At 29.9% G+C, this 14438-nt stretch carries 13 protein-coding genes; all 13 read left to right on the top strand.

The window, feature by feature from the left end; genetic code table 11:
• Positions 1–63 precede the first annotated feature (63 nt).
• The 13 genes from pyrF (at position 64) to ACQ96U_RS08900 (ending at position 14422) form a co-directional block, all read left to right on the top strand.
• Positions 64–756, top strand: a complete 693-nt coding sequence (pyrF, locus tag ACQ96U_RS08960) for an orotidine-5'-phosphate decarboxylase (RefSeq protein ID WP_431720904.1) — start codon at positions 64–66, stop codon at positions 754–756.
• A 17-nt stretch (positions 757–773) separates the two neighbouring features.
• Positions 774–1253: a transcription termination/antitermination NusG family protein gene (locus tag ACQ96U_RS08955; RefSeq protein WP_431720903.1), complete on the top strand. Its 480-nt coding sequence runs from the start codon at positions 774–776 to the stop codon at positions 1251–1253.
• Between the two features lie 99 nt (positions 1254–1352).
• The gene (locus tag ACQ96U_RS08950; protein ID WP_431720902.1) at positions 1353–2420 is read left to right on the top strand and encodes a hypothetical protein; all 1068 of its coding nucleotides are present in this window, start codon (positions 1353–1355) and stop codon (positions 2418–2420) included.
• Positions 2421–2610: 190 nt separating this feature from the next.
• Positions 2611–3657: a dTDP-glucose 4,6-dehydratase gene (gene rfbB / locus ACQ96U_RS08945; RefSeq protein WP_431720901.1), complete on the top strand. Its 1047-nt coding sequence runs from the start codon at positions 2611–2613 to the stop codon at positions 3655–3657.
• A gap of 22 nt (positions 3658–3679) precedes the next feature.
• Positions 3680–4540 carry a glucose-1-phosphate thymidylyltransferase RfbA gene (rfbA, locus tag ACQ96U_RS08940; RefSeq protein WP_431720900.1) on the top strand — a complete coding sequence of 287 codons (861 nt, stop codon included), beginning with the start codon at positions 3680–3682 and terminating at the stop codon, positions 4538–4540.
• A 1799-nt stretch (positions 4541–6339) separates the two neighbouring features.
• Positions 6340–7314 carry a dTDP-4-dehydrorhamnose 3,5-epimerase gene (rfbC, locus tag ACQ96U_RS08935; RefSeq protein ID WP_431720899.1) on the top strand — a complete coding sequence of 325 codons (975 nt, stop codon included), beginning with the start codon at positions 6340–6342 and terminating at the stop codon, positions 7312–7314.
• Positions 7301–7996, top strand: coding sequence for an acetyltransferase (locus tag ACQ96U_RS08930; RefSeq protein ID WP_431720898.1), 696 nt, complete (start codon positions 7301–7303; stop codon positions 7994–7996). Before rfbC ends, ACQ96U_RS08930 begins: the two co-directional genes overlap by 14 nt.
• Before the next feature lie 8 nt (positions 7997–8004).
• The gene (locus ACQ96U_RS08925; protein ID WP_431720897.1) at positions 8005–8919 is read left to right on the top strand and encodes a hypothetical protein; all 915 of its coding nucleotides are present in this window, start codon (positions 8005–8007) and stop codon (positions 8917–8919) included.
• Positions 8913–9851 (top strand): GNAT family N-acetyltransferase, encoded by a 939-nt coding sequence (locus tag ACQ96U_RS08920; protein ID WP_431720896.1) that lies wholly within the window; start codon positions 8913–8915, stop codon positions 9849–9851. Before ACQ96U_RS08925 ends, ACQ96U_RS08920 begins: the two co-directional genes overlap by 7 nt.
• Positions 9844–10947 (top strand): DegT/DnrJ/EryC1/StrS family aminotransferase, encoded by a 1104-nt coding sequence (locus tag ACQ96U_RS08915; RefSeq protein WP_431720895.1) that lies wholly within the window; start codon positions 9844–9846, stop codon positions 10945–10947. The genes ACQ96U_RS08920 and ACQ96U_RS08915 overlap by 8 nt, the downstream gene beginning before the upstream one ends.
• On the top strand, positions 10944–12230 hold the full coding sequence (locus tag ACQ96U_RS08910; RefSeq protein ID WP_431720894.1) for an O-antigen translocase: 1287 nt from the start codon (positions 10944–10946) through the stop codon (positions 12228–12230). Before ACQ96U_RS08915 ends, ACQ96U_RS08910 begins: the two co-directional genes overlap by 4 nt.
• 141 nt (positions 12231–12371) lie before the next feature.
• Complete coding sequence (locus tag ACQ96U_RS08905) at positions 12372–13310, top strand: glycosyltransferase (protein ID WP_431720893.1); 939 nt, start codon at positions 12372–12374, stop codon at positions 13308–13310.
• Positions 13307–14422 carry an O-antigen polymerase gene (locus ACQ96U_RS08900; protein WP_431720892.1) on the top strand — a complete coding sequence of 372 codons (1116 nt, stop codon included), beginning with the start codon at positions 13307–13309 and terminating at the stop codon, positions 14420–14422. Before ACQ96U_RS08905 ends, ACQ96U_RS08900 begins: the two co-directional genes overlap by 4 nt.
• The last annotated feature ends 16 nt before the right edge of the window (positions 14423–14438 follow it).

The following is a 14438-nucleotide window of genomic DNA, read 5'->3' as shown; positions in this document are numbered from 1 at the left end:
GATATTATCTCGCAGCTTAATTTCTTAGTGTTGACTTAAAACTGCAGGCAAATGGGTTTAAGTATGTCTCCAATCATTGTTGCGTTGGATTATCCGACAAAGCAAGCTGCTTTACATATGGCTAAGCAGCTTGATCCCCAAATCTGTCGTGTAAAAGTAGGTAAAGAACTGTTTACTGCCTGTGGGCCTACTATTGTTGAAGCACTTCAAAAGGAAGGCTTTGAAGTTTTCTTAGATTTAAAATTTCATGATATTCCTACAACGACAGCAAAAGCAGTCAGTGCTGCAGCTCAATTAGGTGTATGGATGGTGAATATTCATGCTTCTGGTGGTCAGCGAATGCTAGCTGCTTGTAGAGATGCTATAGATAAATGTCAGCATAAACCACTACTGATAGCGGTGACTGTTTTAACCAGTATGGATAGCGCAGACTTTAAAACGCTTGGCTACACAATTACCCCTGAAGAGTATGCATTAGCACTTGCCAGATTATCCTATAAATGTGGTGTTGATGGTGTTGTTTGCTCGGCCTTTGAAGCAACAGATATTAAGAATCATACTCATAAAGATTTTCTAACAGTAACCCCTGGAATCCGCTTAAATGAGAATCGTTTAGACGATCAACGTCGAATTATGACACCTGCTGAGGCCGTAAAGAATAATGCGGATTATTTAGTGATAGGTAGGCCAGTAACACAGGCAGAATCACCATCTGTTGTTATTCAGGATATTGTAAAACGCCTTTCCTCCTTCTAAGACAAGGATTGTTGAGTATGTGGTATTTACTGAAAACAAAACCACGTGAAGAGGTGCGTGCTGTTACTCATTTAGAAAATCAAGATTTTACTGTATATTGCCCTTGGATTGATAAGCTTGATAAGGCTGGAAAAATAAAAAAAGAGCCTTTATTTCCAGGTTATGTTTTTTTAAATAATGAAAATATTGAAGGCTTAAATTATTCGAAAGTACGTTCAACTAGGGGGGTAGCGAACTTTGTTCGCTTCGGCACAAATCATGCGGAAGCTAGTAATGAGTTAATTGAGTATATAAAGTGCCAAGAGGTTTTATTTCGCACAAAAAGTGGAAAGTTTAAGGAAAACCAATTAATAGAATTTACAGAAGGTCCCTTTAAATATTTACAGGGAATTTATTTAAGCAAGTCAGGTGATGAGCGCTGCATAATATTGCTCAATATTTTGAGCCGAAAACAAATTGTTAGTGTAAATCAAAAATTAATAAAAGCAGTTTTATAGTGTTGTATTAAATATAAATGAATTGTCAGCGTAGAGTTTTGAGGGTATAACTGTAAATCTCTGGGCGGTAGCGTGGGCTGAGGTTTAATGGATATTAAGATGAATAATCTAAGAGTAAAAGAAACTAATACATATGATTTAACCTTGCATGAAATATTTTTCATTGTAACAAAAAGATTTAAATTTGTATTAGGAGTAACTCTAATTTGTGTTTTTATTTCTTCTGTATACATTATTTTTAGAGTTCCTGTATATGAAGTTAAAGTTGCTCTTGGAAAACCTTTAGAAAGTCAAATAATGGAACTAAAAAAAAGTGGAATCTTTCCTATAAGCGTTGACAAGGTATTTAAAGATACAAAAAAATATTTAATTAATAATGTTTTTTTAGATGAATTTTATAATAACAACAAAAGTTTATTTTTGGATTTAAAAGGTGATGATGAAATTGGAATAAATTTTGATGTATTAATGAGTGTTGCAAAAAATATAAAAATAGATGATTTGTCAAATGAGAAAGAAGCTTTAGACGCTCTTAGTGTAAAATTTATTCATGATGAAAAAATAAATGGAAGTCTTTTGTTAAATAATTATATTGATTTTATAATTGATAAGCAAAAAAATATATATGTAAGAGAGTTTGAAGAGCTTAAAAAATTTAAGTTAAATGAAATAAAAAATGATTTTTATGCGAAAACAAAAAAATATTTTGTTGATAAGGCAGCAAGTTTAGAACGCTTAAGTGAAGCAATAAAAGTAGCAAAAAAAGTAGGAATAAAAGATCCATACGATAATACAATGAGTGAGTATTCCAAAGAAAAGAATACAATTTTGAAAGCAGAAATTAATAATCAAAATAAACCGCTTTATTTTAGAGGTTACAGAGCTCTGGCTGCAGAAAAAAAAGCTATGACTCAAAGATCAAAGGAGTCTCTATTTATACCTGGAGTCAGTGAATACGAAGAAAAAATTAATTATTATAATAAAACAGAAATTAATCAAAGTAAAATACAGCTTATAGGGTGGAAAAAGAAAGCAGTTGAAAGTAAAAATCCAATTAATATAAGTAATACGCTTATTTACATCTTAACTGTTGTGTTAGGAATTTGTGTTGGAGTATGTTTGGCCGTACTATCATATTTAAGAAAAAACAATTCTAATCTACAATAAACATAAAAAAATTCAAAAGCTAGCGAATAAAATGGATATATGTAAAAATTTAATTGATATAGCTTTAGTAAAAGCATTTAGTAATATTGGGATAATTTTTGATTGGTTTCATTGATTGTTTGGATTAATTAAGATTAATGACATCTTTAAATAGTAGGTTTTTTAATTTTATTATCAAAAGTATCAAGATATGAAAGTACTTGTAACTGGAGGAGCAGGCTTTATTGGGTCTGCAGTTGTTCGTTATTTAATCGGAAAACCCGAGAATGTAGTAATTAATATTGATAAATTAACTTATGCAGGTAATCTTGAATCACTTGAAAATGTAAAAGACAATAGCCGGTATTATTTTGAAAAAGTTGATATTTGCAATTATAAAAAGGTAAGCGAAGTACTTAAAAAATACCAACCAGAAATGATTATGCATCTTGCAGCAGAATCACATGTAGATCGTTCAATTGAAGGGCCAGAAGTATTTATTCAAAATAATATAATTGGAACATATAAATTACTAGAAGCGACAAGGAAGTATTGGTCGAGTTTGGCTGATGATGAAAAAAAAAGGTTTCGCTTTCACCATGTTTCAACAGATGAAGTGTATGGTGACTTAGAAAACAACAATGAGTTATTTACTGAAACAACTTCTTACTCACCTAGTAGTCCATATTCTGCTTCTAAAGCTTCAAGCGATCACTTAGTACGTGCATGGCATAGAACATTTGATCTACCTATAATAGTTACAAACTGCTCAAATAATTATGGGCCTTATCATTTTCCAGAAAAGCTTATTCCTTTGATGATTATAAATGCTCTTAAAGGTAATCCAATGCCTGTTTATGGTAATGGAAAACAAATTAGAGATTGGCTATATGTTGAAGATCATGCATCAGCACTCTATAGAGTTTTGACAACAGGAAAAATAGGTGAAACCTACAATATAGGTGGACATAATGAAAAAACGAACATTGAAGTAGTAAATATAATTTGTGATATCCTTGATGAATTAGTTCTAGATAAGCCAAGAGGAATACAATCATTTAAAGATTTAATTACATATGTTAAGGATCGTCCTGGCCATGATAAGCGTTATGCAATTGATGCCTCAAAAATTGAGCAAGAGTTGGGATGGACTCCGATTGAAACATTTGAGTCAGGTATTCGTAAAACTGTTAAGTGGTATTTGAATAATCGAGAGTGGTGGACTCGAATACATGATAAATCTTTTATGCAAAAATGATTAGATATTGAGGTATTTTAGAATGAAAGGTATTATTTTAGCTGGAGGTTCAGGTACACGACTATACCCGATTACAAGAGGAGTTTCTAAACAGTTATTAGCTGTTTATGATAAGCCAATGATTTATTACCCGCTTTCTACATTAATGCTAGCTGGTATACGCGAGATCCTAATTATTACGACACCAGAGGATAATATTTATTTTAAGAGATTGCTTGGTGATGGATCAGACTTTGGTATAAATCTGGTTTATACGATACAAGAAAGTCCAGAAGGACTTGCCCAAGCATTTATTTTGGGTGAGAAGTTTATTGAAGACGAAAGTTGTTGTTTAGTTTTAGGCGATAACATTTTTTATGGACAGTCGTTTAGCTATATTCTTAAAAAAGCAGCGTGTAAAAAAATGGGCGCGACAATTTTTGGTTATCAAGTAAAAGATCCAGAAAGGTTTGGTGTTGTTGAATTTGATTCAAGGATGAAAGCTATTTCTATTGAAGAAAAACCAAAAGTACCAAAGTCAAATTATGCTGTTACAGGTCTATATTTTTATGATAACCAAGTTGTAGAGTTTGCAAAGAATGTGAAGCCATCTAGTCGCGGTGAGTTAGAAATTACAAGTATAAACCAGATGTATCTAGAAGAAGGTTCTTTGGATGTTGAATTATTAGGAAGAGGTTTTGCTTGGTTAGATACTGGTACACATCAAAGTTTACATGAAGCTTCATCATTTGTTCAAACAATAGAAAATGTTCAAGGTTTAAAAGTTGCTTGCCTTGAAGAGATTGCGTGGAGAAATGGTTGGCTTTCGAATGATGATATCAAGGTGTTAGCTGAACCAATGATGAAAAATGAATATGGTCAGTATTTAATTTCGTTAATCTAGAATAAGATAAAGTATTACCGTTATTTTTAAATACAAGCAATAGCATAGTATATACATATACCTTTTATGATTTTTTTGTATGCAATATATAAAAAAAGTATATATTAACTCAGTATCATTTCATATCTTGTCTTTTAACAACAATATCAGTGTGTTATACATTCTAATTTAAAGCCGGTTTAATAGTTTATAAATGCGATGATTTGACTGTGCTCATGAAGAGTTTCAACTATTAAGTTCAGCTTACAAATCATATAAGCAAAACAGACGTTTATGATACTTATTCCGTTATATTTCAAAAAAATAATTAGATGATTGTATCAGTTGAAAAACAAGTCGATTTTGTGAAAAAGTAATTTTCGCCTATTAAAGATATTGCATAAAGTTAATCTGTGTCATTAATCCAATAGGCAAATAACTCAGTTATGCAAGGATTTAAATAATCGAGTAGATTATAGTACGAAAAAATCCATAAAAATGTAAAGTCATGTTTGAAATACACAACTCAGTAAATAGCATAATAAACATTCATAAACATAGACAATGCTTATAAAAATCTGAATTGGTAACCGTAAATTTAGATACTACAAGAACTGTTTATTAGGAAATTTTGTCAATTTATGGTGGTTCAGACGAAGATAAAGCCAGTAACAGTTTATGAGTGAATAAAAAACATAAAATAAACTAAAAGCTTAGTAATGATGGATTAAGGTTCTATATCAATGAAATTATGATTAGCAATAAGTATATCTATAATATTTAAAGTACCTATGATTAAGTTTTTAAATATGTGTAACTATAAGGAAAAGATATACATCGATGGAATGTATAAATTAATTGAGGTACTCATTCACCGAATGAGTAATTAAAAAAAGAAATCAAAAAAAACTGTATAAAATTAATGAGATAGTAATTTGATAATAATGGTAACCTATTAGCAAAAATCAAAAAATAGTTATAACTTACTTTATTTTGTCAATTAAATAAATTTTTTATAGTTAAATTAATAAAGTATGCTTTATAATACTGGTTAAATGATAAAATTGCTGGCAAAATCTAAACTACAAATTAATAGATGAGGAAACTATTTTGAAGTTTTATAACTTGTTTAGAAAAAAGTCATTAAGGTCAAATCATCTTCAAGATTATTAACAAACATTAAAATTAAAATGTGTGCAACTTCGATGTGATATATTCACTCAATTATTTCGATAAAGAATCAGTCCTATACTTGCAATGCATCATTGTTTTAAGTGTTTAAAAACAAATATTAAAATTGACAATTCTTGTAGTAATTAAAATTATCTCTACAAATTAACAAAAAATACTCAGGTTTACCATTTGCAGAATAATGAAGAGCGTTACTGACTATGTGCGTGTTGAAAAGCCAGAAGATCAAATTAGGCAGAAAATGAAGCTGTTTCTTTATAACTGAAGATGTGAGAAATTTTAATATGAATGATAAATAAAATTAAATAATCATGCTATGAATAGTATTCACCCTAAATTTGTAAATTATTATTTACCAAAGAAGTCAAATGTTAATTAATGTTCTTTTGATCGAAGTTGAAATATCTGGTCGATAAAAAATCATCTTTATAATCACTAATTGATAGGCGACGCTTGAAAAAAATATAATAAAGCAATAAATGATTAGATTTTGAATCCTTAACCCTATTTTATCCATTGTTTCGCATTAATGTACGAATCTTTTCGTAATTAGATACAATCTCTTATAAGCTGGTTTTTTACTAACTAGTAGCAAGCAATAAATTGTATTTTTAGCTATATGTGACATTATGAAAGTAATTAATACAAAAATACCTGATCTAAAAATCATTGAACCAACAATATATGAAGATAATAGAGGGATTTTCTTTGAAGCTTGGAATCAGAATAAATTTGAGAGTCAAGTCTCGAAGTGTAAGTTGGTACAAGATAATCATTTAAAATCGAGAAAAGGAGTTCTTAGAGGATTGCATTACCAGTTGTCACCTTATGAACAAGGCCAACTAGTAAGAGTCGTGGAAGGATCAATTTATGATGTTGCTGTTGATATACGTAGAGACTCTCCGACATATGGAAAGCATGTGTCTGTAGAATTAACTGGTGAGAATAAAAAAATGTTGTGGATTCCAGAGGGATTTGCACATGGTTTTGTCACTTTAGAGGATAATACTCATGTAAGTTATAAAACAACAAACTATTATAATAAAGAGAGTGAAGCTTCAATATTTTGGAATTCACCTGAGCTTGATATAAATTGGCCTATAACTAGTGATTTGATTACAAGCGATAAAGATAGAAATGCTCCTCTGTTCTCTGATGCAAAGCTAGATATTAATTCATACATTATAAAGCCAAAAGGAAATTATTATAAATATGATTTTCCTGTAATAGGTGATGATAGAGGAAGTCTTATCGCTCTAGAAAAAAGGAAAGAAATACCTTTTGATATAAAACGAGTTTATTATATTTATGATACGAAAAAAGGAGTGTCAAGAGGATTTCATGCACATAGAAAATTAGAGCAAGTTATTATTTGTTTGTCTGGAAAATGTAGTTTAATTTTGGATGATGGCATTAAACGCAAAAAAGTTGATCTTGAGTCACCTAATGTTGGATTGTATATTAGAAACATGATTTGGCGTGAAATGCATGATTTTAGCAGTGATTGTGTTTTAATGGTATTAGCAAGTGAACATTACAATGAATCTGATTACATTAGAGATTATTCATGCTTTATAAAGGAAATCAAAGATGAACAAAAATAAAAAGTTAGTAATAGTTGGTGCTGGTGAGTTTGCAATGATCGCGTTCGAATACTTTACACATGATTCGGATTATGAAGTTGTTGCTTTTTGTGTTGAAAATAAATATATAGATGCCGGTGACCCTGAAAAAAAAGCAAATATTGTTTATAATAAACCATTAATATCTTTTGAGTATTTAGAAAAAGAGTTTCCTCCTAATTATTATGACACTTTTGTTGCTATACCTGCGTCTAAGTTAAATAAAGTAAGAACGAGGCTGTATAAAGAACTCAAAAATAAAGGGTATACTTGTGCAACTTATATAAGTTCACATTCTTTTGTCTGGAAAAATGCAAAAATAGGTGAAAACTGTTTTATTTTTGAAAATAATACAATTCAACCATTTGTAGAAATAGGAAATAACGTTATTTTATGGAGTGGAAATCATATAGGTCATAGATCGATTATTCAAGATAATTGTTTTATTTCATCTCACGTTGTGATTTCAGGTTACTGTAGGATTAACTGTTCTTGCTTTTTAGGAGTTAACTCAACATTTAATGATCATACAAGTATAGCAAAAGATTGTATATTGGCATCAGGTAGTTTAGTAACAAAAAATCTTACTGAGCCGGAGAAAATATATTATGGCAATCCTGCAAAGGCCTTGCCAAAGAAAAGTAGTTTAAGTGTTGAATTTTGAGGTGATCCATGAAATGGAAAAAGATAGGCCATGTTTTTAAAAATAGTTTATTGCCAAATTGGGCGATAAACTCAGCTTTAACGCCTACTCCAATTTTAATAAATTCTAACACTATTAGAGTTTATGCCGGATTTAGATATTCTCAAGGAATTAGTAGAATTGGTTATGTTGATGTTAATGCAAATAATCCAAAAGAAATAATACATATTTCAGAGAAACCCTCTCTTGATGTTGGACGTAATGGTTGTTTTGATGATAATGGTGTAATACTTGGAGATGTCATTAAACATAATAATAAGTTTAGGATGTATTATGTTGGATTTCAAAAAGTTGAAAAAGCAAAGTTCCTTGCGTTTACAGGATTAGCTGAAAGTGAAGATGGAAAGAATTTTTATAGAGTTTCCGAAGCACCAGTTTTAGACCGTTATCAAGGAGCTTGTACTATTAGAGCAATACATACCTGTTTTTTTGAAAACAATGTTTGGAAAATTTGGTATGCAGTTGGGAATGACTGGGAAAAAATAAACGAGTGCGATTATCCGAAATATAATATTTGGTATAATGAATCATCCGATGGAATTAGTTTTAAGGGTGAGGGTAAGCTCTGTGTTGACGTACAAGGAAATGAATATCGTATAGGTCGACCATCTGTAATTAGGCTTAAAGATAAATATATGATGTTTTATACAAAAGGTAGTTTAAATGGAAATGATTACTTTCCTGGAGTAGCATTCTCTTGTGATGGTATCAACTGGACTCGAAAAGATAGTGCGTTGGGTCTTGAGTTATCTCAATCTGGATTTGACTCAAAACACTTGTGTTACCCACGATTAATTGATACAGGAAATAAATTGTATGCTTTTTATAATGGAAATGATATGGGTAAAGAGGGATTTGGAGTAGCGGAGTTAATTGAATGTTAATGATTGAAAAATATACTCAAGACAAAAAGGATGAATGGGATGAGTTTGTAAAAAAAGCAAAAAATTACTTATTTATGTTTGAAAGAGATTTCATTGAATACCATGCGGATAGATTTATAGATTACTCAATAATAATTAGAGAAAAAAATGAAATTATAGCAGTTTTACCAGCTAATGCAGTTGGTACTACACTAATATCTCATGGAGGCTTAACTTATGGTGGTTTAATCATTGGTGATAAAATTAAAACGTCGAAAATAAATGATATCTTCGTATCTTTTAAAAAAAATATGGTGCAATTTGGATTTGAGAAACTTATTTATAAAGTTATACCTTATATTTTTCATGTGCAACCAGCACAAGAAGATTTATATTTACTTTATTTAAATGATGCAAAATTGATTAGAAGGGATGTTTCAACTGTTATTTATTCTAATAAACGACCTAAACTGTCAAAAGGAAAAAAGTGGATCATAAATAAAGGAAAAAAATCTGGTTTATCAGTAAGTGAGTCTACTTCATGGGAGGCTTTTTTTGAGTTATTGCATCGAGTGCTGGCCCATCATAATACTCGACCAGTTCATAGTGTTGATGAAATTGTAAAACTGCATGAAAAATTCAATGATAATATTAAATTAATAGTTGTTGAAGTTAATGCTGAGATTGTTGCTGGAACAGTAATTTTTGATTTTGGAAATGTTGTTCATACGCAATACATTGCGACATCAGATGTTGGTAAGCAAATTGGGGCACTTGACTTTTTGCTAGAGGAATTGATTGTTAAAGCAATGTCAGAGGGTAAGCTATTCAGTTTTGGGATCTCTACTGAAAATAATGGTAAGTTTTTAAATAATGGATTGATCTCACAAAAAGAAAACTGTGGTGGACGAGCAATAGTACTAGATCATTATGAGGTTAACTTAAATGGTTAATTTTTTAAATCTAAAGTCAATAAATGCTGAGTTAAGAAGTGAATTAGTCGAAGCTGTTACTTCTGTCATTGACTCTGGATGGTATATTCTTGGTGAAAATGTAACATTATTTGAAAATGAATTTGCAGACTATTGTGGTGTTGAGTTTTGCATTGGTGTGTCTAATGGACTAGATGCATTAAAGTTAGTATTGCGTGCTTGGAAGGAGCTTGGATATCTAAAAGATGGTGATGAAGTTATTGTACCCGCAAATACATATATTGCGAGTATATTTGCGATCACAGAAAATAATTTAAAGCCTGTTTTAGCTGAGCCAGATGAAAAAACATATAATATTAATCCTGAAGTTATTGAAAATTTAATTACATCCAAAACTAGGGTAATCCTACCTGTTCATCTCTATGGATATATGGCTGAAATGCCAAAGATAATAGAAATAGCAAATAAATATAACCTATTAGTTTTGGAGGACTCTGCACAAGCACATGGTGCTAGTATTGATGGAAGAAAATGTGGTAACTGGGGTAATGCTTCTGGTTTTAGCTTTTATCCAGGGAAAAACTTGGGTGCCCTTGGTGATGCTGGTGCAATAACAACAAATGATAGTGAGTTAGCAGAAGTACTAAGAGTATTGAGGAATTATGGTTCAAGAGAAAAGTATAATAATATTTATCAAGGTGTAAATAGTAGGCTTGATGAGATTCAAGCAGCAGTTTTACGCGTTAAATTAAGATATTTGAACAAAAATATAGAGCAAAGAAGAACCGTTGCGAATTGTTATTTTGATAATATCAAAAACAAAGAAATTATAATGCCTGAATTAAAAAATGAAGAGCGACATGTTTGGCATCTCTTTGTGATTCGAAGTAATAAACGGAAAAACTTGTACGAAACACTCATGAAATCTGGTATTGAAACATTGATTCATTACCCCATCCCTCCGCACAAACAATTAGCATATAAATCAATGAATAGAGTTAGTTTACCTTTAACAGAGAAAATTCACAATGAGGTACTAAGTTTACCTATGTCACCAAATCTAACTAAAGATGAAGTTATGGCAGTGGTAAAAGAGGTTAATAAGTTCATTTTATGACATTGTTTCGAACATCAATTTTATCTGCTATAGAGACCATAATTAAATTATCTGCTGGTTTAGTGGTAATTAAATTTATAGCAATGCGGACTGGTCCTGATGGAGTTGCAATTTTTGGACAATTTCAAAACTTTGTTTCATTAGTTATCCTTTTATCTAGTGGAGTATTTGCTAATGGGTTAGTAAAATATACAGCAGAATTTTTGGGGAATGATGAGGAAAGCCAAAAATTTTATCAAAACTCAATAGGATTAGGTCTGGTTTTAAGTGTTATTATCGGAGGAGGTGTATATATTTTATCAGAAGAGCTAGCAGAGTTTGTTCTTGATGAGCATAAATATGCTTGGATTGTTAAATTATTTAGTTTTGTGATTATATTTATAACCTTATATCAAATATTTATTGCTATACTAAATGGAAGGAATGAGTTAAAAAAACTAATTGTAGGTAAAATTAGTAGTAGCTGTATACTATTAACTCTAGCTGTGTTTTTGGTGTTTTTTTTGGGAATTGATGGAGCCTTACTCAGTATAAGCCTAGTTCAAGCTCTAGCTTGTTTTATTGTTTTTATGTTTTTAATTAAGGTGAAAAAATTTAATAAGCAATGGTTAATACCAAAATTTGAATTAAGAATCATAAAAAAATTCATACCATATTGGATTGTTTCTTTTACAACAGTGATATCTACTCCTATTGTTTTTATAGGAATTAGAATGCACTTGGTTGATAGTTTAGGTTGGGAGTTTGCAGGATATTGGGAAGCTACAACTAAGATTTCTGAGTTATATTTGTTGGTTATAACAACTGCTCTTGTAACGTATTATTTGCCTAAATTAAGTGCAGCAAATAACTATGATGATGAAAATAAAATAATTAATCAGGTTTTGGTATATGCAATTGGTACAAGTGTCATGCTGGCATTGATTGTGTATTTTTTCAAAGGAATAATTGTAAATTTGCTATATACAAGTGACTTTGATCAAGTTAAAGAGTTACTAGGTATTCAGTTGTTAGGTAGTGTTGTTAAAATATTTTCGTGGGTTTTTTCATATTATATGATAGCAAAAAAGAAAATATATGCTTTTCTTCTATCTGAATTGTTTTTTGGTTTAACATTTTTTTGTCTTAATATTATTTTTATCAATTGGTTTGGTTTGGTTGGAACCACTTATGCTTTTTTAACTAATTATATTTTTTATGGCTTATTTTGTTTTGGGTATTATAAGTACAGTACAGGTATTAATAAATGGGGCGGAGAGGTTAAAACTTTAAGTAAGTTTTAACGTGTTAAATTTGCTAATTGCTTTTAACAAGTGCCAATTAAATAATAGTTTTTTGTTGGCGTATTAATGAAAAGGCATATTGCAAGATTTTGTTTTATTATATTAAAAGTAACTTTTAGATTTATATTTAGGAACTAGGTTATGCATTTATATGAAGGCAATCAAAAAAGCATTAATGCTATGCCTCTTGTTTCAATAGTAATACCAACATATAATCAAGAAGACTATGTGCTTGATGCAATAGAGTCAGCTCGTCAGCAGACGTATAAAAATATTGAAATTATTATATCTGATGATTGTTCAACAGATGGTACAATAAAAATAATAGATGAATATATAAAAAAAAATAATGACTATAGAATTAAACTAATAAAAAATGAAATTAATTTGGGGATTACAGGTAATGTTAATAAGCTTATTGAGTATTCAAAGGGTAAGTTTATAGCATTATTTGCTGGCGATGATATAATGTATCCAAAAAAGATTGAAAAGCAAATGCAGTTAATGGAATCTGATCCAAATTGTTATATTTGTTATCATGATTTGGATGTGTTTTATGTAAATAATACCAAAAATAATTATTTATATAGCTCTCGCCATAAGCCAAGAGAAGGAGATGCCTCTGTTTTAGTTAGATATTTATCATTTAATGGTGGTTGTTCTTGCTTGGTTAGAATGGAAAATAAAATATACTGTAATGAGAAAATCAAGTATGCATCAGATTGGTTCCATCATATTGAAATACTTGCTCAGAATTCAGGCTACATCCGTTACATTGATGATGTTTTAGGAAAATATCGACGACATGAAAGTAATATTACAAATATAAATGTTTTAAGTGGATTTAATGAGGTGTTTGATATGCTTGATATGATTATTGAAAAATATCCACATCTTCGTAAATTTGCAAGCAATACTAAAAGTGAAAGAATGATGGTCTACGGTGCTAAGTTGATTTTATCTAAAATTTATATGAAAGGTATAAAATATATGTTAAAAGGGTTTTTCACTAATCCAATTTGTTTTATATCTTTTATTTATAATGCTCGCAAATATGTTATGATATCTGGTGTGAGATGAGATATTTTTTATTAAATCCTTTGTGGCTGTTTTTGTTTTTTTGGAGTGGTATATTACTTGTTGATTTTTTTTATGTGGATTACACCGATTCATTCTATTCATTAGGACTGGAAACATATACGTCGATTTTTATTTGTTTTATTTGCTGGTGGACAGGTTATTTGTTAGGGAAATTAGTCCCGAAACAACTTTTTTTCATTAAAGTAGGTGTTTTTAAATCAATTAATTCTGTCGTTAATTGGTTTTTATTTTTTATGATTTTGTATATTGTTTTTATGATGATTGATCATTATCTAATTGTTGGAGGTGATTTTTATACAAGCCTGGGTCTTTCATTGTATAGACTATATTTGACAGAAGAAGGTGGAAGTGTTAACTTTCCATTGTTGTCGTTGTTGAATTATTTTTTTTTCTTTTGTCCTACATTGTTGGTTGCTTTGATTTTTTTTGAAAATAAGGTTGCAAATTATAAAAAGATTTTATTAATTATTTTTTATATACTGTTTGTTTATTTTAGTACTGCGCGTTCGTCTTTTTTTGTTTCTATGCTAATAGCTTTCTTTTTTCTGCTTCATATTAAGTTTGAGATAAGATATATAATTATAATGTTTTTATCGTTATTTTTGTTTTTTGGATTGATTGGTGAACTTGTTGGAAAACCTGGATTTGATAAATTTTGGTTTTATCTATTATCTCCTTTACATGCATTCGACTTGATATGTAGGGAGAGAGAAATAATTGATATTGGTTTATTGTCATGGCGGTTTTTACATTTTATTTTGGTGAAACTTGAAGTAATTGATCATGCTTTAACAAAAATACCATATATATTAACACCAAAACCTACAAATGTTTTTACTGTTTTTGGAGTTTATTATTTAGACTATGGTTTTTTAGGTTTGTGTGTATCTATGGTAACTATTTCATTTTTTTCTTCCGTATTCTATTTTTCTGCACTGTATCGAAATACTTTAAGATCAAATCTTTTTTCTTCGCTTTCATTATCATTAATTGTTCTCAGCGTTTTTTATGACTATTATACCTCAAGTGCGTTTGTGTATCTTTTTTTTGTATATGTGTTTTTTTTCTTTCCATCAGGTAAGTGCAAGTAACCTTAGAGAGTTATAC

This window comes from Zooshikella sp. RANM57 (assembly GCF_050749885.1).
GTDB lineage: Bacteria > Pseudomonadota > Gammaproteobacteria > Pseudomonadales > Zooshikellaceae > Zooshikella.
The sequence above is the reverse complement of the archived record's forward strand: the minus strand, read 5'-3'. Positions and strand labels throughout refer to the sequence as shown.

Excerpts from the sequence above, each read along its gene's own strand:
- ACQ96U_RS08955 (WP_431720903.1), top strand. The coding sequence starts at position 774 with ATGTGGTATTTACTGAAAACAAAACCACGTGAAGAGGTGCGTGCTGTT.
- ACQ96U_RS08910 (WP_431720894.1), top strand. The coding sequence starts at position 10,944 with ATGACATTGTTTCGAACATCAATTTTATCTGCTATAGAGACCATAATT.
- rfbC (WP_431720899.1), top strand. The coding sequence starts at position 6,340 with ATGAAAGTAATTAATACAAAAATACCTGATCTAAAAATCATTGAACCA.
- rfbB (WP_431720901.1), top strand. The coding sequence starts at position 2,611 with ATGAAAGTACTTGTAACTGGAGGAGCAGGCTTTATTGGGTCTGCAGTT.
- ACQ96U_RS08905 (WP_431720893.1), top strand. The coding sequence starts at position 12,372 with ATGCATTTATATGAAGGCAATCAAAAAAGCATTAATGCTATGCCTCTT.
- ACQ96U_RS08950 (WP_431720902.1), top strand. The coding sequence starts at position 1,353 with ATGAATAATCTAAGAGTAAAAGAAACTAATACATATGATTTAACCTTG.
- ACQ96U_RS08925 (WP_431720897.1), top strand. The coding sequence starts at position 8,005 with ATGAAATGGAAAAAGATAGGCCATGTTTTTAAAAATAGTTTATTGCCA.
- rfbA (WP_431720900.1), top strand. The coding sequence starts at position 3,680 with ATGAAAGGTATTATTTTAGCTGGAGGTTCAGGTACACGACTATACCCG.
- ACQ96U_RS08920 (WP_431720896.1), top strand. The coding sequence starts at position 8,913 with ATGTTAATGATTGAAAAATATACTCAAGACAAAAAGGATGAATGGGAT.
- ACQ96U_RS08915 (WP_431720895.1), top strand. The coding sequence starts at position 9,844 with ATGGTTAATTTTTTAAATCTAAAGTCAATAAATGCTGAGTTAAGAAGT.
- pyrF (WP_431720904.1), top strand. The coding sequence starts at position 64 with ATGTCTCCAATCATTGTTGCGTTGGATTATCCGACAAAGCAAGCTGCT.
- ACQ96U_RS08930 (WP_431720898.1), top strand. The coding sequence starts at position 7,301 with ATGAACAAAAATAAAAAGTTAGTAATAGTTGGTGCTGGTGAGTTTGCA.
- ACQ96U_RS08900 (WP_431720892.1), top strand. The coding sequence starts at position 13,307 with ATGAGATATTTTTTATTAAATCCTTTGTGGCTGTTTTTGTTTTTTTGG.